The organism is Qipengyuania xiapuensis (assembly GCF_019711395.1).
GTDB classification, from domain to species: domain Bacteria; phylum Pseudomonadota; class Alphaproteobacteria; order Sphingomonadales; family Sphingomonadaceae; genus Qipengyuania; species Qipengyuania xiapuensis.
This window is the reverse complement of record NZ_JAIGNL010000001.1, coordinates 1,193,390-1,215,631: the sequence shown is the minus strand read 5'-3', so window position 1 is coordinate 1,215,631 and position 22,242 is coordinate 1,193,390. Positions and strand designations below refer to the sequence as shown.

Here is a 22,242-nt window from a genome sequence, read left to right as displayed (position 1 = left end):
AGCTTGCGCTGCGCATCGGCGCGTGCCACCCGCCCCTTGCTTTCCCAACCGAACACCGTCTGCGTCTTGAAGCCGTGACGCGCAGCAAATTCTTCCGCCGAAAGAGGCGGTTGCTGCGCGAGGCGCCACGCTTTGAGCTTCTGTCCCGCAAGGTGCATGAACAGGCAATTATCTCTAAAAGATAATTACTGCAAGGCCTGTCAGGCCGCCAGCAAATCAGCGGCGCTCGGGCTTTCCTGCAGCAATTCGATCAGGCCGCGCTCCTCGCGGGTGAGCCAGCGGGTTGCGCGCGGCAGTTGAAGTCCGTCTCGCCATTCCTCCTGCCGCTCGACAAGCTCGATCACGGCAGGGTGGATGTAGCTTTTGCGGGTGACGGCGGGCGTATTGCCGAGCTGTCCGGCCACGCATTCGAGCACGGCCTTCATCGGCATCGCGCCCTCGCCCGTGCGCAGGCATTCGAAGCCCATGACACTCGCGTGCCAGGTGCGGAAGTTCTTCGCGGTGAAGCGCTCTCCCATGCACTCTTCGAGATATTCGTTCACGTCGGACGAGCCGACGGCCTGCACATCGCCATCCTCGTCGACATATTTGAAGACGTTCTGCCCGGGCAGGTCCTGCATCTTGCGCACGATGCTGGCGAGGCTCCCGTCGGTCAGCGTGACCTCGCGCATGCTGCCGGACTTGCCCTTGTAGCGCAGGCGGAGCGTCTTGCCCGTCACCTCGGCATGGCGGCGGCGAAGCGTCGTCGCGCCGAAACTCTTGTTCTTCTCCGCATATCCCTCGTTGCCGACACGCACGGCACCCAGATCGAGCAGGCGCACCACGCTTGCGATCGCACGCTCGCGGGTGAGCTTGCGGCCGCTGAGGTCCTCTTCCACCCGCTTGCGGACCAGCGGCAGCAGGTTGCCGAATACGAGGCAGTTGTCGAACTTCTCGCTTTCGCGCGCGGTCCTGAAATCGGGGTGATAGCGATACTGCTTGCGCCCCTTGGCATCGATCCCCGTGGCGAGGATGTGCCCGTTGGGAGCAGGGCAGAACCACGCATCCGTGTAAGCCGGAGGCAGGGCAATCGCGTTCAGGCGCTGCTTCTCCGCCCGGTCGGTGATGAGCTCGCCCTTCGGACAATAGTAAGCCCATCCCTTCCCCGCACCCTTGCGGGTGATGCCGGGCAGCTGGTCGTCGACATAGATGAGCTTCGTCATAGCGAAGGCAAGAACCGTGGCATGGCTGTATCCGTTCCCCATCTTGCGACGAACGGTTGGGCGTAATAGCCACCGACCAAACAGGAGAAAGAGCTTGGCCGATCCCACCTACACCCCGCCCGAAGTCTGGAGCGTCGACACCGAAAGCGGCGGCAGGTTCGCCAATATCAACCGCCCCACCGCCGGCGCGCGCGAGGAGAAGGACCTCCCCTCGGGCGAGCATGATTTCCAGCTCTATTCGCTCGCCACGCCCAATGGCGTGAAGGCGACGGTGATGTTCGAGGAGCTGCTCGAAGCAGGCCATTCGGGCGCGGAATACGATGCCTACACGATCAACATCGGTGACGGCGTGCAGTTCACCAGCGGCTTTGTCGACGTGAACCCCAATTCGAAGATCCCCGCCCTGCTCGACCGCAGCGGCGACGAGCCCGTTCGCATCTTCGAAAGCGGTGCGATCCTGATGCACCTCGCGGAGAAGTTCGGCGCCTTCCTGCCGACCGACCACACGCGGCCCGAAGTGCTCAGCTGGCTTTTCTGGCAGATCGGCAGCGCACCCTTCATCGGCGGCGGCTTCGGCCATTTCTACGCCTACGCGCCGGAGAAGTACGAGTACCCCATCAACCGCTACGCGATGGAAACGAAGCGCCTGTTCGACGTTGCCGACCAGCGCCTCGCGAAGAGCGAATACCTCGGCGGCAAGGACTACACGATCGCCGACATCGCCGCCTGGCCCTGGATGGCGCCCTTCGTCGAAGGCACGATCTACAACGAGGCGAAGAAATTCCTCTCGATCGACGAATACGAAAACGTTGCCCGCTGGGCGAAGCAGATTGCCGCGCGTCCTGCGGTGAAGCGTGGACGGATCGTCAACAAGGCGTGGGGCGATGAAGACACGCAGCTTCTCGAACGGCACTCGGCCGCCGATTTCGAGGGCAAGAAGCTCTGATCAGGCGAGAGCCCGGGCAAGGCGCTCCATGAAGCGGGCGCCTTCCTCGAACTGGGAAATCGCAATCCACTCGTCGGGCTGGTGCGCCTGCTCGATCGAGCCCGGACCACATATCAGGGTCGGGAAACCGGCCTGCTGGAATTGCCCGCCCTCGGCGCCATAGGCGACCTGCGAGGGCGGAGCATTCTCGCCCGTCAATTGCCGCACGAATGCCACCGCATCCTCGCTGCCCGCAGAGGTCATGGGCGGGGCCGAGGCGAGCTGGGCGAATTCGATCCCCGTATCGGGGAAACGCGACTTCATCTCCGCGTCCAGCTTCGCGCAAAGCTCCTTGAACGGCGCGAGCACCGCGTCGGCATCGACATCGGGAGGACAGCGCAGGTCGAAGATGAAGCGCGCGTGGCCGGCGAGTATATTGATCGCCGTGCCCCCGTGCATCTGGCCGATGGTCAGCGTCGCCTGCGGCGGGTCGAAGCCGTTGGAGGTATCGGCATTGCGCGCGAGCTCGTCGGCGATCTCGTAGAGCTTCGCCATCAGGCGGACCGCGATCATGTTCGCCGAAATGCCGTGATCGACCAGCGAGCTGTGCGCTTCGTGCCCGGTCACATTGACCTCGAACGCGGCGATGCCCTTGTGGCCGGTGATGATCTTCATGCTGCTCGGCTCGCCGATCACCGCGAGGCGCGGCGCGGGGATCTTGGCCGCCATACGCTCGATCATTGCAGGTGCGCCCTTGCAGCCGATTTCCTCGTCATAGCTGATCGCAAGGTGCACCGGCTTCGAACCACGCACGAACTGCGGGACATAGGCCAGCGCCAGCGCGATGAAGCCCTTCATGTCGCAGGTCCCGCGGCCGAAATATTTCCCGTCGGCCTCGCGCAGGGTCCACGGGTCGCTGCTCCAGTCCTGCCCTTCGACCGGAACGACATCGCTGTGCCCCGAAAGGATCACCCCGCCTTCTGCCGCAGGGCCGCAGGTGGCGAAGAGATTGGCCTTCTTCCCGCCTTCTCCGAGCACGCGCTCCGCCTCCACGCCGTGCTCGGCGAGGTATGCCTCGACCCAGTCGATCAGGTCGATATTGCTGCGCGAGGAAACCGTGTCGAAACCGACCAGCGTTTCCAGAATCGAGCGGGCTGTCGCGGTATCGGTCATGCAGGGGTTATCGCCCATCATTTCGCGCGCCGCTACCCCTTCACATTGTCGCCCAGCGCGCTATAGGAGCGCCCGCCTGCTGGGGTGTAGCCAAGTGGTAAGGCATCGGTTTTTGGTACCGACATTCGCAGGTTCGATCCCTGCCACCCCAGCCACTCTCCCACATTTGCGAAATCGCTCCGCCCCGCTAAGCCTTGCGGGATGAGCGAAACAGACCCGCGCAAAACCCCCGTCATCATCGGCGTCGGCCAGATCAACGACCGGCCGGAGGACCCCGGCGACGGTCTCGATCCCGTCCATCTGATGGCGGAAGCATTGAAACTGGCCGACGATGACGCGGGCGGCGGATGGCTGGGGACCTGCGATTCGCTTGCCGTTGTCGCGCAGCTCGCCTGGCCGCAGCTCAATCCGGTCGACGGAAAGCTTGCGGAATTGCTCGGGATCGATCCCGCGCACCGGATGCAGACCGCCATGCCCAATGGCGACAGTCCGATCCTTCTATTGCACGAAGCCGCGAACAGGATTGCGCGCGGCGAAGCCAGTGTCTGCGCGGTCGTTGGCGGAGAAGCGCTGCGCACCGCAGCCAAGCTGGCCGCGATGAAACCGCGCGAGGACGGCAGCAAGCCCAACGCACTGCGCGATGCCAGCCACCGCAAGCGCACGGGCTATGCCCAGAGTTACGGCCTCGTCGTGCCGACCGATGTCTATCCGCTTTACGAGAACGCAGGCCGCGCGGCCTATGGGCAGACGCTCGAGGAGGGGCAGGCCGAAAGCGGTGCGATCTGGTCGCGCATGAGCGAGGTCGCGGCAGGCAATGAGGGCGCGTGGATCAGGCAGCCGGTGAGCGCCGAAGACGTCGTGACGCCATCGGCCTCGAACCGGCCCATCGCCTTTCCCTACACCAAGCTGCAGGTCGCCAATTCATCGGTGAACCAGGGAGCAGGCTTCATCGTCACCAGCCTTGCCGAGGCGCGCGAGCGGGGCCTTGCCGATGATGCACTCGTCTTCCTCGGGCACGGCGTAGCGGCGCACGAGAGCGGCAATTTCCTTGCCCGCGACCGCTATGACGCCTCGCCCAGCCTCGCCACCTCGATCGAGCGGACGATGCAGCTCAACGGCGTGGGCGCAGACGACCTCGCGCATGTCGAGCTTTACTCATGCTTTCCCTGCGTGCCCAAGATGGCGAGGCGCGTGCTGCGATGGCCGCTCGACAAGCCTGCGACTGTCTTTGGCGGACTGACTTTCGGCGGCGGCCCGATCGGCAACTACATGAGCCACGCGGTCGTGGAGATGGTCCGCCGGTTGCGCGGCACATCCGATAAGGGCCTGCTTTTTGCCAACGGCGGATACGCGACGCACAACCACACGATACTGGTTTCCGGCGCGCCGACCGGAGCCGCCTTCCCGCAGGACTTCGACTACCAGGCCGAGGCCGACGATCGCCGGGGAGACGTGCCGGCCCTGGACGAAGGCTACGCAGGCGAGGCGACGGTCGAGAGCTATACCGTCCACTACGGGCGCGACGGCACGCCGCGTTCGGGAGTGGTCGTGGCAAGAACGTCCGATGGCGCGCGGACGCTGGCGCTGGTGCCGGGCTACGATGCATCCACCATCGCTTTCCTCACCGATGGCAAGATCGAGCCGGTCGGAACCGCCGGCAGCATCGTGCGAGACGCGGATGACATGGGCATCTGGCAGAAATCCGGGTAAGCGCCCGCGCGCATTCGGTTGCAATCGCAGACCGATTTGCCCAAGAGGTCAGCGAGAGAAGATTCCAGGGAGCGAGCAATGAGCGATTTCGAAATGATCCGGGCCGAACGTGCAGGTGACATCCTGACCATCACGCTCAACCGGCCCGAGCGGCTCAACGCCTGCCCTCCGGCAATGGCGGATGAAATCTTTGCCGCCCTGCGCGATCTCGGCGATGCGCGAGCCGTGCTGATGAAGGGCGAAGGCCGCGCCTTCTGTTCGGGTGCAGACCTTGCCGCCAATGCGGAGATGTCCGTGAGCGGAGGGGACCGCGCCTTTGCCTCGCTCAGCCAGCACTACAACCCGATGGTCCAGGCGCTCGCCACCGCGCCCGTACCCGTGGTCTCGGTCGTGCAGGGTCCGGCAGCAGGCGTCGGTTGCTCGATCGCGCTCGCAGCGGACTTCGTGCTCGCCGGCAAGAGCGGCTATTTCCTCCAGGCCTTTGCCAATATCGGCCTCGTTCCCGACGGCGGGTCGAGCTGGATGCTCCCGCGCCTGATCGGCACTGCCCAGGCCACCCGCATGATGATGCTGGGCGAGAAGATCCACGGCGAAGAAGCGGAGCGCATCGGCCTGATCTACAAGTGCGTCGAGGACGATGCGCTGGAAGCAGAGGCGCAGGCGCTCGTCGAGCGTCTCGCCAAGGGTCCGACGGTGGCGCTCGGCCTCATGAAGCAGACGCTGCGCTCCGGTCTCGAAGCCGATTTCACCGCCACTCTCGCGGCAGAGGCCAAGGCCCAGCGCGAGGCCGGCAATACCCAGGACGCCGTCGAAGGTGCGCTCGCTTTCCTCCAGAAGCGCAAGGCCGAATTCAAGGGCGCCTGAGCAATGTCCGGCGTCAGCGAAGCGCAGCTCGCCCAATGGCAGGCTGCGGTAGGGCGCGAAATCATCGAAGAAGAAGTGCTCGACCCGCTCGCCTTACGGCGGTTTGGCCGCGCAGTGGGCCGCCAGGACGAGAACGACCGCGTTCCCCTGCCGCACTGGGCCTTCTTCCTCCCCTGCCCACATGATGACGAGATCGGGCCCGACGGTCACCCGCGGCGCGGGGGCTTTCTCCCCGATGTGACTCTACCCCGCCGGATGTTCGCGGCGAGCGAAATCGAATTCCATGGCGAGCTTGAGCTTGGCACGAGAGCACGGCAGACCAGCCGCGTGGCGGAGCTGACGCACAAGTCGGGTCGCTCGGGCGACCTGGTCTTCGCCAAGGTGGAAAAGCTGATCGAACAAGGCGGGAATTTGCGCGTCCGCGAAGTGCAGACCTACGTCTACCGCGAGGATGGTGCCCCCTCCCCCATGCCCGAACCGGCTGCCGAGGCACCGGACGGCGAGGAATGGAAGCCCGACGGTGTCAACCTCTTCCGCTTTTCGGCCGCGACCTACAACGGCCACCGCATCCATTACGACAAGCCCTATACGACCGGTGTGGAAGGCTACCCGGCGCTCGTAATCCATGGCCCCTTCACCGCCGCAAAACTCGCGGCGCTGGCGATGGAAGACGGCCCGCTCGCAAGCTTCTCCTTCCGCGCGATAGCGCCGCTGTTCCTGGGGCAGCCGGTCTACCTGCGGAAGGCGGATGAGGGTCTCGTCGAAGCGGTGCGCTGCGACGGTGTGACCGCAATGCAGGCGAAAGCGGCGCACAACTGAGAAGGGCCTGAAAAGCGCTACAAATTGCCCCAAATGATTAGGCGTGACCCCGATCGCGGGTCATTGGGGGTATGGCCTTGATACAATCTGCTCGGCACAACAGACTGACACCCGACGTTGCCGATGTGCAGGAGCCGGAATGCTAGTCAGTGTCGAGGATTGCATCGCGAACCTGCGCTGCCCGGTGAGCAAGCGGCCGCTTGAGAAAATCGGCGACCGATTGCTGTCTGTGCCCGCCAACGGCGATGCCCGGCGGGAATACCGGATCATCGACGGGCGTCCCGTGCTGGTCGACTTCGAGACCTCGGTGCTTGAGGAAAGCACTGTCGAGACAACCGCAGCAGCCAGCGAGGTGGAACGCGCCAACTATTCGGGCATGTCCCAGCTGATCAAGAAGATGCTCTCCCCGGACAAGGACGGCACCCGGAAGCATATTGAGAAGCTGAGGGAACAGCTTGCCACCTCGGAAGGAAAGTCCCGCGTTCTCGTCATCGGGGGCGGTTCGATCGGACAAGGCATGCAACCGCTCTACGATGATCCGCAGACCCAGATTTACAGCTTCGACATCTACGCCACGCCCAACGTCCAGTTCGTCGCCGATGCGCATGCGATCCCGATCGAAGACGGGTTTTTCGACGCCGTTGTGATCCAGGCGGTTCTCGAACACGTGCTGGAACCCGAGAAAGTCGTTGGCGAGATATGGCGGGTCCTGAGGCCAGGCGGGACGGTCTATGCCGATACGCCCTTCATGCAGCAGGTCCATGAAGGCGCGTATGATTTCACCCGCTTCACCGAAAGCGGGCACCGCTACCTTTTCCGACGGTTCGATCTGATTGAATCGGGTAGCAATGGCGGTCCCGGACTGCAGCTCATGTGGTCCGCGGATTACTTTGTCCGCAGCCTTTTCCGGTCACGCATCGCTGGCAAGATTGCGAAGCTGGCCTTTGCATGGGCGCAGCTTCTCGATCGCTTCATTCCGGAGAATTATTCTGTCGACGGGGCGAGCGGCGTCTATTTCCTGGGCCGCAAGATGGATCGAACCATCTCACCGCAGGAAATTATCGAGCACTACCAAGGCGCCCAGTAGGTTCTCGTAGGCACAATCGTTCGGCGGCGCGCATCGCTCGAGAACGAGCGCGCCGCCGTGATCGTCAAGGGAACTGCGGGCGGCCGCAGTTGTAAGCCGGCAGGGCGCCTTTCCCCGAACTGTAGATGTCGCGGTACCTCAGGTGGTCCTGCGCGAGCATGTTCAGGTACTCTTCGATGTTCGGATAACCGTCACCGTCCGCGTCCTCGTTGGCATCCCAAACGCCTGCATTGGTGTTCGAGTAGAGATCTTCCCACTCGTCGGGCATGCCGTCGTTATCACGGTCGGGCTTGGCCCCGCCCGTCGACGAGATCCGCGCATAGCCACCGACCGAGGCGGCCGTCCTGATGTCCGCCGGGTTCTCGACCAGGTACGGTGCCGCATCACACGACCGCACATCCTCCACGAATGCGCTGTCGATGTTGTCGCGGCAGGTTCCGTCGCGGCAGAGTTCGGCACCGGCATATGCAAGCACGTTGCGCATACCCTGCATCGGGCTGGCGATCATCCAGTCCTCGAAGGTCTTCTGCGTGCCCGGGGCCACGACGATACTGCTGTCCTGGACCACGTTCTTGCCCGACCTCGAGCAATCCTGGAGGCCGTTGGACGTCACGCCGCAAACCGTGGATGCCACCACTCCCTTGAAGAAGCCGACCGCGTCCCTGAAGAAGTCCGTGACAGTCGATCCGAACTGCCCGGATATCCGGTTACGCGGAGAGATGTTGTTCTTCATGTAGATCGAGAATCCGAACGGCTCGGTCGTCGCACTGTTATACAGGGCGGGCCAGTAGTTGCCGTTCTTGTCGGTGTAGACCGAGCCGCGGAAATACACGTTGCCGATGTAATTGGCGTAGACCGAACCGTACTGGTTCGAAATGAGCCCGCCTTCCTCGACGAAGTTGTAGATCACGTTGTTGAGCGCATCGACCTGGCTAACCGTACCGGTCGGGGCGCGCAGGACACCGGGGGCAACGTTCAGCCCGCGCTGCACGCCGTGCTGCGACAGGTTGTAGGCCAATGTCACGCGGTTACCGGGTTTCAGGAACAGCGTCTTGCAATGCAGCGCAGAACTGTGTCCCGCGTCACGGCAGATGTTCGGGCCGACGATCGACCACTGGATAGTGCAATCGGTACAGCTCGCCTCGATGCTTTCGTCAGTGCCGTACTGGGCGGTGACGTGGTCGAGAATCTGGAACCGTGTTCCGTTGAAGCGCACCGCGTCCCCATTGTCCGAGGGGCGGTCGGGATGTTCGCCGATGCGCGCGCGGATGTGCCGCGCAATCAGGTGATCGCCTCCCCGCCGTGTATCGATGAGCGAGTCCACCGGATCGTAATTGGCGCCGAGGCGCAGTTCGATACCTCCGGGAGAGGTCTGGCCCGCGATGTAGATCTTGGGAGTCTGGATCCAGGCCTCGGACTGCAGCACGATCGAACCGGCGACGTCGAACACGCAGTAGCGCGGCCTACCGGCAGGAATGCTGTAGGGCGAGTTGACCTGCAACGCCTTCGCACACTCGCGATAGGTGATCTTGCCGTCGTCCGGGTTGGCCGTGTCCTCGAGCGAGTTGATCTTGTAGACCACGGCATTGGGTGAACGAACCGAGGTCTCGCGTCCGAAGCCGATTGCCGTGGGAAATGCGATCGGGTGTGTCCCGACATCGGGAATGCCGCCGTCATCGGGGTTGGCGAAAGCATCCGACTTGCCGCCGGTCGTCGGGGGCGGTGTCGGGCTGGGAGTAGGAGTAGGAGTAGGCGTCGGTGTGGGCGTCGGAGTAGGAGCCGGGGTCGGCGTCGGTGTGGGGACCGGTGCGGGCGTCGGAGTAGGCGTCGGCGCGGGTGTGGGCGTCGGGCTCGGTGAAGGTGTCGGCGACGGGCTCGGCGTCGGCGAGACGGTCGCCGACGGAGAGGGCGCCTGACTGTTACTGTCGCTTCCGCCGCCGCAGGATGCGAGGGCGATGGCGGAAGAAGCTAGTGCGGCGTTTTTGACAAACGTGCGGATGTTCACAGGCAATACCTTGCTGGTGCGCAGAAATGCGCAAAATCTTGAATTTATGAATGTTTATCGTCGTTGGGCCCGCAAGGACCGACGGCACAAGGACGATATCGCTACCCGAATAATCTTCCCGTCCGATTGGTGCGATAGGACAATGATGGTTAGCATCCAATTACCAACGCCTAGAGCACGCGGCGAATTGTGTCGGGAATTCGGTAAGCCGTATTTATTTCAACCAATGCAACTTGGTGAATCTTTCAAGTAACCGAAAGAAATATTCACCCCGTTCATTCAGCCAACAAACTGATTCACAAGGGTTTTACCAACCGGAGGGAGAGTAGTGGCGATCTCCCGCCGCTTCAGCGGATGATCTGTCTCACGTTCATGAAGGCTTCGGCAGCTTTGACATGCACCGTTGCACCGCGCGAACGGGCGAGCGCCTCGAGCGCCTCGATGGACCTTTCTTCCGGGAACGGCCGGACCTGGGACTGGAAGCAACGGAAGGCATCGAGCTTGCGGTCCAGCGTTTCGGAAACGTCGATGAAGACATTGGGCATGAACGCCGGTGTCATCGGCGGCGCGTACCAATTGGTCTCGGACAGCGTTTCGTAACACAGGATGCGGGCCGGGGCGCGATTGTGGCGCGGCCGCGCAGCGACCATCGAGGCCTGGAAAACGATGGCATGGTCGCCATGGATGTCCCCGATGTGAGGCAGGAACAGCGTGTCGGGCGATATGTCCTCGATGATCCTGCCGATCTCGGCATTGACCTGTGCCGCCGGAACCGTGTCGAGTGCGGCCGCGGGCAGGTCGACCTCGTGCGTTTCGACCACTTCCAGCAGCTTGTGCGCCTCGAGCATTTCTGCCCGGACCTGCGCCACGCCCTCGGGGTCGAAGGCTGGAGGCTTGCCCTTTGTCGCCACAAGCACGTGGACCGAGATACCCTCGGCTGCCAGCCGCGCCATCGTGCCGCCACAGCCCAGCACCTCGTCGTCGGGGTGCGGCGCCACCACGAGCACCCGGCCTAGGCTCGCCAGATCGTTCATTCCGCCCTCCCCAGTATCGCGTGGAGCCGCGGTACGGCGTCACACTCGCACTCCCACTCGTTGGCTCTGAGCAAACCCGATCCGCACTGGATCAGCAGGCATCCCTCCTCGCGCGCCACGATCTGTCCGGGTGCCGCGTGATACGGGGAAGGACCGTGAACCGGCGTGCTCGACCAGATGACCAGCTTCTGCCCCCGGTCATGGGTGAAGGCCCCGGGATAAGGCTTGCCGACGGCGCGGACCAGCCGGTCGACGGAGACCGCATCGCCATTCCAGTCGATCAGCCCGTCGCGCGCCGTGCGCTTGGTCGCCCATGTCGCATAGCGCTCGTCCTGTACGGTCCGCGGCTCCTCGCCCGAGGCAAGCCTGGGCAGGCTTTCATCGAGCATCGCCCGAAGTGCCCGCATGTGCTTGTCGTAAAGCTCAGATACCGTCTCGTCGGGCGCGAGGTGGAAATAAGACTGGGCCAGCAGGTCCCCGTCGTCCGTCCCTTCTTCCATCCAGAACAGGCTGCCAGCGGTGATCTTTTCGTCGAGCAGGATCGTCCAGGGCAGCGCCGCCCTTCCCCTCAGCCGCGGGAGAGCGGCAGGATGATAGCCGATGACCTTGCGCGGCCTGATGCCGAGAAACGCGCTCTTGCAGAGCTGCGACCAGCCGACGACGAAGATGTAATCGGGTTCCGCTCGCCGGATGGCATCCAGCGTTTCGGGATCGTTGGTCTTGCTCGTTCGCAGCACTTCGGCGCCGAGGCCTTCAGCCTGGGAAGCGAGGTCGACGAAGTCCGAATGGCGGGAACTGAGCTCGAGCGGCAGTGTGACGACGAGCGGGACTTCCCACCCCTCGGCCGAGGCAAGGGCGTCGAGCACGACCTCGGTGCTACCCACCGCACCGACGACAACCGCACGCGTCACAGAAGCTTCTCCATCGCAAGGCCCATGCCGTCAGCCCCCACCGTTCAGCCCTGCTTTCTCGCAGGCGCAAGGGCGCGCGCAGGCTTCTCGACCGCGCCCAGCTCGATTGGCGCTCCCGGGGTGGATGGCCTGCCCGAATGGCGCAGGAGGTCCATTTCGTAGAGTAGCGTGCGGTTGACCAGCTCGACGTCGTAAACCTTCTCGGCGCGCCCACGCGAACGCTCCCCCATCGTCGCTGCCAGCTGCGGGTCGGCCACGAATTTCAGCATTGCGCGCGCGAGGTCGGCAGCATTGCCGGGCTCGACGAGGAAGCCGTTGGAACCGTCATCGACCGCGTCTCGGCACCCGGGTGCATCGGTCGCGATGATCGCGCGTCCCGTAGCCATGGCCTCGAGGATCGTGCGCGGCAGGCCTTCGCGATAGGTCGTCGGAAGGACGAAGACCGTGCTGTCGGCTAGGAACGGCCGCACGTCGTCGGTGCCCGGTACGAATTCGACGGGATAGTCGCGTGCGAATTCAGCCAGCTCTTCCTCGGTGAAACCGGCCGGGTTCTCGCAATCGATATGGCCAAGGACGGAGAAACGGGCGTCGGGCTTGGTCTTCTGTACCTGCCTCGCAGCTTCGAGGAATTCGGGAATGCCCTTATTGCGCAGCAGCCTCGCGATGAGGAGGAAGTGCAGCTTTCCGGCCTCGGGCTGGACATGGGCAAAGCGCTTGAGGTCGACCCCCGAACCGGGGACCTGCAGGACCTTCTGTTCCTTGGTGACGATCCCGAGATCGAGCATGTCCTTCCGGTCGTCGGAGTTGAACACGAAGATGGTCTGCGCACGCCGGATGGCAATGCGATAGAGGCGCGCGACCAGCCGCTTTATCGTTTCGCTCACCCCGCTGTCCGGGCTGAAAACATGGCCGAGGCCCGACATGAGCGGGAAAAAGCGCGGGATTGCCAGGAGACGTGTGACCAGCCCGCCGTAAACAATGGGCTTCTGGGTATAGGCAAGCACGAGCTCGGGACGCTCACGCAGCATCAGCATGATGTATGCGAAGATCAGGCGGAGGTCGGCGAAGGGGTTCATGCCCGCCCGGCTCATCGGGACGGTGCGGAATTCGATCCCGCTCTCGGCAAGCTCGCGCTCGACCTGTTCGTCGCGATCGGGCGCGACGGCGACCACCTCGTGACCGTTCTCCCTCATTGCGCGCAGCAGGTCGCCGCGGAAGTTGGTGAGGGAGTAGGCCAGGCTCGATAATACGACGATCTTCAAGCGGGGCTGGTCCTTCGGGCCGGTTCGTTTCTCATTGTTTCACCAAGGACAGCATCTGCGCCCCCATCGCGGTGCATCATCGGCGTGAAGCGAGGCCGAGAGCAATCGGCAATAGGGGGCATACCCATTCGAGATGGGGCACGGGCGATCTTGCCAAAGGGATATGGCAGGCCACCCCCTTCACGGGATGGAGTAGTGGCGGGCACCACCTTTTGCGACGCGGCGACCATTCCGGCTGATGTCTTTCTGCGCCGCTTATGCATCGCGCGCGATGGACTATTCATACCGGCTCCAGAACCCGTTTCCATTCAGCGCGCACGCCAAGGAACCCGACCGCCGGCATGACAGACAAGGTCCGATCCGCAAATGACGACTGGAGCGCGGATAGCGTGAAGACCCCGCCCATCCGCAAGGTGGTGGGCCTTGGTCGTGCGCCTCGCAGGGTTCGGCCCTATCGCCCTGCCTCGCTACGCCGGCTGTTGAGGACGACCCTGCTGGCGGCCCTCGACATGACAGCATTTGTCGTCAGTCTCCTCGTGGCGGCCTTTATGGTCCCGCTTGCCGAGATGGGCCTCGAGGTGGTGAACCTGCCGACGCTCTTCGGATTTGCATTCGCGGCGACGGCAACCCTCTTCGCGCTCCGGCTTTACAAGCACAGCTGGCGCTTTTTCGGATTCCGTCACGCTGCGGCAGTTGTCGCGTTCGGCCTTGCCGGTTCTGCCTTGGGCTGGACCGTGATCCTCGTGAGCCAGGGGATCGCACTCACCTTGCCCGTCACGGTCACGGCAATCACCCAGTGGATGCTGGCAACCGGCCTGCTGCTCGCGCTGAGATCGGCCCGGCGGCTTGCACGAGAGAGCCTTTCGGGTTCGCACATCACTCTGGGCAAGGCCACCCGCACCGACCTTCCCCAGGCGCTGCTGATCGGCCCGGCACAATGGGCAATGTCGGTTATCGAGCTGATGCGCGCAGAAGACGAACCGCAGTTCGCGATCGCGGGCATCCTGTTGCCATCGGAGGCCGACGTGATCGACCGGATCGGCGGCGTTCGCGTGCTCGGCAGTCACGACAAGCTGGTCGATGTGGCAAAGGCCGCCGAGGAACAGGGACGACCCTTCTCGATCGCGATCACGCTCGATGACGGGATGTATCTCGGCAACCGCGAAATGACCCGCCTCACCCACCGGGCCCGCGAGCTCGGCCTGGAGCTTTCGCGGATCAAGAACCACTGGAGCCAGATCCTGCAGCGCCCGGGCAATGGCGAGGCAACCGAACTGTCGGTGCCCGACCTGCTCGGCCGCAACGAATACGAGCTCGAGGGCGACGTGATCACCCGCCAGATCGAGGGACAGAGCGTGCTGGTCACCGGTGCGGGCGGCACGATCGGCGGCGAACTTGCACGCCAGCTCGCAAGTTTCCGACCTTCGCGCCTGATCCTGCTAGAGCTGTGCGAGTACAATCTCTACTCGATCGAGATGCAGCTGCGCGAGGCCTATCCGGACCTCGATATCCGCCCCGAACTCTGCGACATCCGCTCGCAGGAAGAGGTGCTCCGCGTGTTCGACGACCACCGCCCCTCGGTGGTCTATCACGCAGCCGCGCTCAAGCACGTCCCGATCGTGGAACTGAACCCGTGCGCGGGCGTGCACACTAATATCATCGGCACGAAGCACGTGGCCGATGCCGTCACCCAGTTCGGCGCGCGGGCCATGGTGCAGGTCTCGACCGACAAGGCGGTGAATCCGGTCGGCATGATGGGGGCGACGAAGCGCGTGGGCGAACTCTACAGCCAGGCGCTCGACATGTGCGGCGTCGACGATCCGGGCGCCCCGCGTTTCATGACCGTCCGGTTCGGCAACGTGCTCGGCTCGAGCGGCTCGATCCTGCCGCTGTTCCGCCGCCAGCTCGAAGAGGGCAAGCCGCTCACAGTCACCCACCCCGACATCGAGCGCTTCTTCATGACCGTGCGCGAAGCCGTGCAGCTGATCCTGCAAAGCAGTGCGGCAGCGCTGGCAGAAGACCTCGAGCGCGGCAGCATTTACGTCCTCGACATGGGCAAGCCGGTGCGCATCGTCGATCTCGCCTATCGCCTGATCGCGCAATACGGGCTCGAACCCGAAGTCGACGTGCCGATCGAATTCGTCGGCCTGCGCCCGGGCGAAAAGCTCTACGAGGAGCTCTTCGACGATTGCGAGGAAGAAGTGGAATCGCGGATCAAGGGCATCTTCGAAGCCCGCTCGCACCCGATCCCGCTGCCCTTCATCAACAAGAGCATCGACCGGCTGCGCGAAGCGGTTATCCGCGGCGATCCCAGCGAGGCCGAGCGCATCGCGCATCACCTGGTCAAGATCCCGAGCAGCGGCGCGCGTTTCGACCTCATTCCCGCAAAGCGCGGTAGCGAACGGCTCGGCGAGGCAGCGCCGGTGACGACATGAACAAGCCGGTCGTGCCCGAGCATCCCGTCGCCGCCCTGCGCCCTCGCCCGAGTCATTGGCCAAGGCACGAGCAGGACGAGATCGACGCGGCGTGCGCGGTCCTCGCATCTGGCAAGGTCAACGGTCTTGTCCACGGCGAACAGACGACTGCCTTCGCCAGCGAGTTCGCCGAATACATCGGCATGCCGCACGGCTTCTGCGTCGCCAACGGCACGGTCGCGCTCGAAGTAGCCTTGCGCGCGCTCGGCATCGGTCCGGGCGACGAGGTCATCGTCCCCGCACGCAGCTTCTTTGCAACGGCCAGTGCAGTGTTGGCGGTTGGCGCGTCGCCCGCCTTTGCCGACGTGCTGTCAGATACGCACAATATTGACCCCGCCTCGATCGAGCGGCTCATCGGTCCGCAGACCAAGGCGATCATCTGCGTGCATCTCGGCGGTCTTCCGGCCGAGATGCCGCGCATTTGCGAAATCGCCGACGAGCGCGGGCTCTTCGTGATCGAGGATTGTGCGCAGGCCCATGGCGCTGCGATCGATGGCCGAAAGGCAGGCGCATGGGGCGACGCTGCGGCGTTCTCTTTCTGCACCGACAAGATCATGTCGACTGGGGGCGAAGGGGGGCTTTGCCTGTTCCGCGACAGCGAGGCCTGCGAACGCGGATGGTCTTACAAGGACCACGGAAAAAGCCGCGCCAAGATGCAGGACGGCCAAGGCATTCCCGGACAGTTCCGCTATGTCTGCACGCAGCCGGGCACCAATTTCCGCATGACCGAAATGCAAGCCGCCATCGGCCGGCGCCAGTTGCATAACCTGCCCGGCTGGCTCGACCGACGACGCTCGAATGCCGCGATCCTCGAAGAGGCCCTGCGCCCCGATCCACGCATCAGGCTCCAGCGGCGGGAACAGGGTTATGAGCACGCCTGGTACAAGTTCAATTTCACCCTCGCCGATCCTCTGCACGAGCCGGTCGAGGACCTGCGCGCGCAGTTGATCGCGAAGCTGCTGGCCAGCGGCGTTGCCATCGGGACGGGTACCTGTCCCGACATGAGCAGCGAGCGCGCTTTCGACGGGATGGGCGTCAAGCGCGACGGCCATCTGGAGGTCGCACGCGACCTCGGGCGCAGATCACTCATGTTGCAGGTCGACCACACGCTCCTGTGCGACGATATGCGGGCGACCGCTACAGCCCTGCTGCTGGCGCTCGACGAGCTCTCGGCATGAGCGCAAGCCGCCGCCTTCCCGACTTCGTGATCATCGGCGCAGCCAAGGCCGCGACGACATGGATCCAGATGCGCCTGCAGGAGAACCCGTCGATCTTCATGCCCGATCCCGAGCCGCACTTCTTCTCGCGGGAGTACGACAAGGGCGAGGACTATTATCGTTCGTGGTTCGAGGACGCTCCCGGCTGGGCCGCGCTGGTAGGCGAAAAATCGGCCGATTACCTATCGGATCCGGCAACTCCCGCGCGGCTCGCAGCGATGATGCCTCAAGCGAAGCTGGTCGCGCAGCTCCGAAATCCCGTCGACCGGGCCTATTCGGACTACAAGATGCTCTACCGCCGCGGGCTGGTGAGCGATCGTCCCGAAGACTACCTATCCTCGCCCGACAACCCCGAGCCGCGCTTCCTGCTGGACGGCCTTTACGGGCGGCACCTCTCAACCTGGCTGCGCCACTTCGACCGCGAGCAATTGCTGGTCTTCCCGTTCGAGGATGTGAAGGCCGATCCGGCCGGCGTGATCGAGCGGGTCTCGGCCCACATCGATGCGCCGATTGCCCCCGATACCGACCGTGAAACGGTGAGCCGGCGTGAAAACAACAGCCGCGAAAAACTGCTTCCCTTGCCCCTTCGCCAGATGCTCGCCCCATTCAAGGAGACGGTGCGGCCATTGCGCGGAAAGCCCTGGTTCGAGGGCGCGCGCGCGCTCCTCGCACGCGAGGTGAAATACCCTGCGCTGGAACCTGCCCTGAGGCGCAGGATGGAAGAATTCTACCGCGATGACATTGCACTGACCGAAGAGATCACAGGACTCGACCTCGCGCACTGGAAAGTGCCTGCAGCATCGGTTGCCGCCTGACCGTGGCGTAGCGCTCAACCGCACCTAACCCGAAAGGATTAGGGCCAATAACCGCTTTATGATCATCGCCTTAATGGTCGACCCGCAAGCGGCGCGCTTGGGCTAGGGTAACATTGGAAACACTTCCATCGGTCGCGATGATTATGGAGATAAACATGTCCCAAATGCTCCGGAAAACAGGCCTTCTGATCCTGGCGCTGCTTGGCAGTCTTTCGCTGGCGAGTTGCGGCGGTGCCGGTTCGCTCGCGTCGATCCCCGCTCCGCCGGGCGGCGAGTATCGGGTCAATACCGGTGACAGCCTGCAGATCGCGGTCCAGGACCTCGATGCTGCGGACGGGGAATACACCGTCGACGACAGCGGCACGATCTCGCTGCCCATGATCAAGGAAATCGAGGTCCGCGGCCTGACATTCCGCGAGATCGGGACCAAGATCGAGGACCAGTATCGCTCTTCCGGCATTCTGAATGCGCCAGTGGTCAACGTGCAACCCGCTGCCTTGCGTCCCTATTACGTGCTTGGCGAAGTGAACCGTCCAGGCGAGTTCGAATACCGCCAGGGCATGACTGTCCTTGCCGCAATCTCCGCCGCCGGTGGCTATACCTACCGCGCGGACACAAAGGCTGTCGAAGTCACGCGCACGATCGAGGGCCGCGAGGTCGTCGGGCGCGCGGACGAGACGACGGTCGTCCAGCCGGGCGACCGTATCCGCGTCTTCGAGCGCTGGTTCTGACATGACGCGCGGGGGCAAATACCTGTCGCTTTCGGCTAGTGCGCTGGCGCTGCTGCACACGCCTCTTGCGGCGCAATCCATTCCGGAAACCGCGCCGGCCATCGAGCGCGACGATCCCGAGTTCGAAATCGATCCCACCCGGATCGGTCCGTTCGATGTAACTGTCGGTGTCGAGCTATCCTCCCACTACGACAGCAATCTCTATGCGCTGCCGGACAACGAAATTGACGATGTCGTGTTCGAACTGGCGCCCCAGATGCGCGCCGTGCACAGTTCCGGTCCGGTCGAGATTGCCTTCGGGACCCGCACGGTAGTCCGCCGTCATGCCGACCAGACCTCGGAAGACAGCGAAGCGGTGCGCTTTTCGGGGGATTTCACCTGGTCACCCCATGAAGAGGAAAGCCTGAGCCTCGGCGCAGCTTTCGAACGCGCGATCGAGGATCGCGGCGATCCCGAAGCGCGCGATATTCTGGCGCCGGGCCCGCGCGAGCTCGACATCTGGTCCGGAGCGGCTCAGTACCGCCGGGCACGTGGCAGGATCCTGCTCGATATCAGGGCACAGGCCGCGAAGTACGATGCCCTCTCGTCCCTCGACGACAATCGCGATTTCAGTGCCTATTCGGGTAGCGCTACTGTCGGCATGCGGGTCGGCGGATCGATGTTCCTCACTGCGACCGGCTTCGCCAATCGCCGCGATTTCCGCCTCGAGACCGATATGCTGGGACAGGAGCGCAACGCGACGACCTGGGGCGGCCGTGTCGGCTTCGATTTGGCCCCGGGCGGCCTCGTGGAAGGTTCATTGTCCGCCGGTGTTTTCCGCTACGAACCCGACGAGCCGACCTTCGAGGATCGCACGGGCTTTTCGCTGGCGGGCAATCTCATCTACCGCCCGCGACGGCGGACTGCCCTCATTCTGGACGCGTCGAGCGGCGATGTCGCGACCTTCCGGACCGGAGCGACCGGACGAACCGACCTGACCGGCAGGATCACCTGGCAACAGGAAATCCGTCACAACCTGCGTTCCAGTTTCAGTGCGGGCTATCGTCGTAGCCGCTTTCGCGGGACGGACGTGACCGAGAAAACCTTCGTGGGCCGGGGCGAGCTCGAATTCCTGTTCAGCCGCCACCTCTCACTGGTCGCCGAGGCAAGCTACGGCGATCGCACGAGTGATCTGGATTTCGATGAATTCGACAGGTTCCGCGGAGGCCTGAGCGTGCGCCTGCGCTACTGAACCAGTTCGTGGTAGATCGCCTCGATGGCAGCTACATGCCTCTCTCGTGAGAACCTGTCCTTCGCGCTCACCCGTGCCCGCTCGGTTATATCACTGCGACGCAGATCGTCGGCCAGGAGTTCGTGAGCAGTCCTGGCCATGGCCAAGCAGTCGCCGGGTGGGACAAATATCCCGCAATCCCCTCGCAGGGCTTCCGGATTTCCACCTGAATGCGTCGCGACCACGGGCGTCCCGACCAGCATCGCCTCGACGAGTGTACGTCCAAGCGGCTCCTCGATCGCGGGCACTAGCAACAGATCGCAACCTCCGAGCCATTCGTGCCCCGGTGTGCGATAGCCCATCAGGATTGCGGTGCCTTCCGATGCCTTGACCCGTTCCTCCACGGCTCGTCCGAGTTCGGGCTCGACGGCCTCGCCGAACAGCAGGCCGACGACCGGCCGGTCCTCGAGTTCGGCCAGCAACTCGACCGTTTCGATGAATTCAAGCGGCTTCTTCCGGTCGATGAAGGTGCCGAAATAGCCGCAGATCACCGTGTCCTCGGCAAGGTCGAGTTCCGAGAGTATCCTCTTTCGCGCCTCCACCCTGTCGACCGTGATGGACACATCGAAGGGGCTATGGACCACACGGGCCGAACGCGCCGACCCGCGCTTGGTCCGCGGAAGCGCGAAGGAAGACACGGTCACGATCCGGTCTGCAAGCAAGGGAGCCACGAAGCGAAGCCCTCGGGCGGTCGGATTGCCGCGGTGATGCCATAGCAACTTGGCTCCTGCGATCTTGGCCGGAAGTGCCCAGGACGCGTGGCTTCGACCGTCGTTGGTATGCACGATATCGACCCCGTGTTCCTTGAGGAATCGCGCGCGCTTCATGACGGAAGGGAGGGTCCTGAAGAATTCGGAAACTCCGAAGGGTACCCCGGCTTCGAAGGGTCGGTCGGGAGGTGATGGATCGGGAATTTGCTCGTAGGCGGCATAGTGTTCGGCCAGCCTGCCGTCCGGCGCCTCGGGCACGATGATGATCCGGACCTCGTCTCGATCAAGCCCGTCGAGCAGTCCGCGCAGCGAGACATGGCTGCCACCCATCACATCGCCCGCGAACGGGTAGCACACGGTCAATGGCCTATGTGGTGGCCCATCGGCCATGTCGGCGGGTTCGATGGGGTGCCGCGAGGCATTCATCGTGCCAGCTCCGCATCGCGGTGGGCAAGAAACGCCGACAGGTTCGAGATACCGTCGCCATCGGCGTCGCCCCAAGGGTCCGACACTCCCGTGTCGGCGCCATGTGCCAACTCCCAGACATCGTCCATCCCGTCGAGATCTTCGTCCGGATAAGGCCTTTCGCCGCGTCCCTGCGCGAGCATCTTGGGCCATCTCCCGATCCTGCCACCGCGTGCGTGAACTTCACCGACGACTTGCCGGTCGATGGGGTCGCGCGGCATGGCACCTGCATTCGCAAGAACGTCCAGCATCGCCTCATGGGAGGAGCGCGGCTCCGTGGTCAGCGGACAGGGCGGATCGCCGACCAGCCTTTCGCGCGTGGCCGGCGCGACCTGTGTGAACTCGCCGAGAAACGCATTGTCGTGGAGGAAGACGCTTGCCGGCCCCGTAGAGGCAATGCGCTCGTTCGCGATGCCGATGGTCGCGCGCCGCGTATCGGGTCCCGCAACGAAGCTGTTGCCGATCAGCGAGACCGGGGTGCCGCCCGCCCCTTCCCACACCTCGGCGAATTCCGACTGGGCATTGTAGAACACGTTGTTGAGCACTTCGATGCAGGAACCGGGCGGGAAGTTCACGTCGGGATTCCGGTCACCGTTGTGGGCGCAAAGGTTCGAGATGAAGCTGAAGTTCTGGGGGCCGACCGGGTCGCTGCCGAGCAGCGCGCATTTGTCATGCCTCGGAACGCCATAGGAAAAGATCGAATTGGTGATGGAAACTGCGTCGTTGTCGGCGAAACCGTTGATGTTCTCGTCGCGCGCACCGCTGACGCTCACATGGTCGATCATAACCCGCCGGGAGTTCTCGATGGTGATTCCGTCTTCGGCTTCGCGCGCACCGCCCGGCCGGTCGAGCCGCACGCGTATGTTGCGCACGACGACGTCATGGGTGCCCTTGATGACGAGCGGTGTGCGCCCGTGCGGAGCGCCCGAGTGAGCCAGGGTAATTCCGTCGCCAGGTGCGGTCTGTCCGGCAATGGTGAGATAGGGCGACGATATGATCGGAGGCCTGCCGGTGAACCGGATCACGCCTTCCACACGGAACACGCAAACGCGCGGCATATCCGCTGTTACACAGGCCCGGTAGGAACCCGGACCGTCGTCGGCCAGCGTAGTCACCTGGATGATCTCGCCTTCCGCCCCTCCTTTCGAGATTGCCCCGAAACCAAGCGCGCCCGGAAAAGCGTTCGCCGAAGTCTCCACGACCGGCAGGGTGCCTTCGAATGTGAACTGCCCCTCGGCATCTCCCGCAGGACCGTTCGAACACGCATGAAGCATCGCGAAACACAGGAAGGTGCTCACTGTAAGCGGCGCGGCCCTCCGCGCAGGCTTTTGCTTCACTAACGTCGTGATCGCGTGTCCTCCTCCATCTCGTCTAACTTGCGGAGGGGACGGAAGATAAGCGGCGCTCTGGCGGCCCGACAGCTATCAATTCGAGTTACGCTGTCGATGGCAAAAGTGCCGGAGACTACTGCCAAAGATTCGCGCGCGATCCCGACTTGCTTTTGCCTTGCGTGCAGGCAGGCGACATCATCGGGACATGGAGTCTCACAGCGCAGACTTGCCCGCCGC

At 63.7% G+C, this 22,242-nt stretch carries 20 protein-coding genes and 1 tRNA gene; 13 read left to right on the top strand and 8 right to left on the bottom strand.

Translation table 11 applies throughout. The features are described from left to right. Positions 1-200 precede the first annotated feature (200 nt). A complete protein-coding gene (locus K3163_RS06155) occupies positions 201-1,202 on the bottom strand; it encodes a DNA topoisomerase IB (RefSeq protein WP_247712472.1) in 1,002 nt (333 codons plus the stop codon). A gap of 94 nt (positions 1,203-1,296) precedes the next feature. Here K3163_RS06155 and yghU point away from each other — a divergent pair, with 94 nt between their 5' ends. Then, the gene (gene yghU, locus K3163_RS06150) at positions 1,297-2,148 is read left to right on the top strand and encodes a glutathione-dependent disulfide-bond oxidoreductase (RefSeq protein WP_221553522.1); all 852 of its coding nucleotides are present in this window, start codon (positions 1,297-1,299) and stop codon (positions 2,146-2,148) included. Here yghU and argE read toward each other — a convergent pair whose 3' ends face one another. Next, positions 2,149-3,300, bottom strand: coding sequence for an acetylornithine deacetylase (gene argE, locus K3163_RS06145; protein WP_221553521.1), 1,152 nt, complete (start codon positions 3,298-3,300; stop codon positions 2,149-2,151). A gap of 80 nt (positions 3,301-3,380) precedes the next feature. Here argE and K3163_RS06140 point away from each other — a divergent pair. The 5 genes from K3163_RS06140 (at position 3,381) to K3163_RS06120 (ending at position 7,780) form a co-directional block, all read left to right on the top strand. Beyond that, positions 3,381-3,455: transfer RNA gene (locus tag K3163_RS06140), tRNA-Gln, on the top strand. Between the two features lie 46 nt (positions 3,456-3,501). After that, entirely contained in the window at positions 3,502-5,010 is a 1,509-nt protein-coding gene (locus K3163_RS06135; RefSeq protein ID WP_221553520.1) for an acetyl-CoA acetyltransferase, read from the top strand. A 78-nt stretch (positions 5,011-5,088) separates the two neighbouring features. Next, entirely contained in the window at positions 5,089-5,874 is a 786-nt protein-coding gene (locus K3163_RS06130) for an enoyl-CoA hydratase-related protein (RefSeq protein ID WP_221428737.1), read from the top strand. 3 nt (positions 5,875-5,877) lie between these two features. After that, on the top strand, positions 5,878-6,693 hold the full coding sequence (locus K3163_RS06125) for an HTD2 family dehydratase (protein ID WP_221553519.1): 816 nt from the start codon (positions 5,878-5,880) through the stop codon (positions 6,691-6,693). Positions 6,694-6,736: 43 nt separating this feature from the next. After that, the gene (locus K3163_RS06120) at positions 6,737-7,780 is read left to right on the top strand and encodes a methyltransferase domain-containing protein (protein ID WP_221553518.1); all 1,044 of its coding nucleotides are present in this window, start codon (positions 6,737-6,739) and stop codon (positions 7,778-7,780) included. A 64-nt stretch (positions 7,781-7,844) separates the two neighbouring features. On the opposite strand, the gene K3163_RS06115 is transcribed toward K3163_RS06120, so the two are convergent. Beyond that, complete coding sequence (locus K3163_RS06115; protein ID WP_221553517.1) at positions 7,845-9,362, bottom strand: hypothetical protein; 1,518 nt, start codon at positions 9,360-9,362, stop codon at positions 7,845-7,847. Positions 9,363-9,462: 100 nt separating this feature from the next. Here K3163_RS06115 and K3163_RS06110 point away from each other — a divergent pair, with 100 nt between their 5' ends. After that, positions 9,463-9,696, top strand: a complete 234-nt coding sequence (locus K3163_RS06110; protein WP_221553516.1) for a hypothetical protein — start codon at positions 9,463-9,465, stop codon at positions 9,694-9,696. A gap of 39 nt (positions 9,697-9,735) precedes the next feature. Beyond that, positions 9,736-10,038 carry a hypothetical protein gene (locus tag K3163_RS06105; RefSeq protein WP_221553515.1) on the top strand — a complete coding sequence of 101 codons (303 nt, stop codon included), beginning with the start codon at positions 9,736-9,738 and terminating at the stop codon, positions 10,036-10,038. Between the two features lie 94 nt (positions 10,039-10,132). Here K3163_RS06105 and K3163_RS06100 read toward each other — a convergent pair whose 3' ends face one another. The 3 genes from K3163_RS06100 to K3163_RS06090 are packed head-to-tail and all read right to left on the bottom strand — an operon-like array spanning position 10,133 to position 12,992. Further along, positions 10,133-10,819: a PIG-L deacetylase family protein gene (locus K3163_RS06100; protein ID WP_221553514.1), complete on the bottom strand. Its 687-nt coding sequence runs from the start codon at positions 10,817-10,819 to the stop codon at positions 10,133-10,135. Then, a complete protein-coding gene (locus tag K3163_RS06095; protein ID WP_221553513.1) occupies positions 10,816-11,730 on the bottom strand; it encodes a methionyl-tRNA formyltransferase in 915 nt (304 codons plus the stop codon). Before K3163_RS06095 ends, K3163_RS06100 begins: the two co-directional genes overlap by 4 nt. 44 nt (positions 11,731-11,774) lie before the next feature. Continuing rightward, positions 11,775-12,992 (bottom strand): glycosyltransferase family 4 protein, encoded by a 1,218-nt coding sequence (locus K3163_RS06090; RefSeq protein WP_221553512.1) that lies wholly within the window; start codon positions 12,990-12,992, stop codon positions 11,775-11,777. A gap of 341 nt (positions 12,993-13,333) precedes the next feature. On the opposite strand from K3163_RS06090, the gene K3163_RS06085 reads away from it, so the two are divergent. The 5 genes from K3163_RS06085 to K3163_RS06065 all read left to right on the top strand — a co-directional run bounded on the left by K3163_RS06085 (position 13,334) and on the right by K3163_RS06065 (position 19,460). Further along, the gene (locus K3163_RS06085; protein WP_221553511.1) at positions 13,334-15,427 is read left to right on the top strand and encodes a polysaccharide biosynthesis protein; all 2,094 of its coding nucleotides are present in this window, start codon (positions 13,334-13,336) and stop codon (positions 15,425-15,427) included. After that, the gene (locus K3163_RS06080; protein ID WP_221553510.1) at positions 15,424-16,644 is read left to right on the top strand and encodes a DegT/DnrJ/EryC1/StrS family aminotransferase; all 1,221 of its coding nucleotides are present in this window, start codon (positions 15,424-15,426) and stop codon (positions 16,642-16,644) included. The genes K3163_RS06085 and K3163_RS06080 overlap by 4 nt, the downstream gene beginning before the upstream one ends. Next, positions 16,641-17,498: a sulfotransferase domain-containing protein gene (locus K3163_RS06075; protein WP_221553509.1), complete on the top strand. Its 858-nt coding sequence runs from the start codon at positions 16,641-16,643 to the stop codon at positions 17,496-17,498. Before K3163_RS06080 ends, K3163_RS06075 begins: the two co-directional genes overlap by 4 nt. Before the next feature lie 155 nt (positions 17,499-17,653). After that, positions 17,654-18,229, top strand: a complete 576-nt coding sequence (locus K3163_RS06070) for a polysaccharide biosynthesis/export family protein (RefSeq protein WP_221553508.1) — start codon at positions 17,654-17,656, stop codon at positions 18,227-18,229. Between the two features lies 1 nt (position 18,230). Further along, a complete protein-coding gene (locus tag K3163_RS06065; RefSeq protein WP_221553507.1) occupies positions 18,231-19,460 on the top strand; it encodes an outer membrane beta-barrel protein in 1,230 nt (409 codons plus the stop codon). On the opposite strand, the gene K3163_RS06060 is transcribed toward K3163_RS06065, so the two are convergent. Both K3163_RS06060 and K3163_RS06055 read right to left on the bottom strand, forming a co-directional pair. Beyond that, on the bottom strand, positions 19,454-20,566 hold the full coding sequence (locus K3163_RS06060; protein WP_345719706.1) for a glycosyltransferase family 4 protein: 1,113 nt from the start codon (positions 20,564-20,566) through the stop codon (positions 19,454-19,456). The genes K3163_RS06065 and K3163_RS06060 overlap by 7 nt on opposite strands. A gap of 65 nt (positions 20,567-20,631) precedes the next feature. Next, positions 20,632-21,972, bottom strand: coding sequence for a pectate lyase family protein (locus K3163_RS06055; protein ID WP_345719705.1), 1,341 nt, complete (start codon positions 21,970-21,972; stop codon positions 20,632-20,634). Between the last annotated feature and the right edge of the window lie 270 nt (positions 21,973-22,242).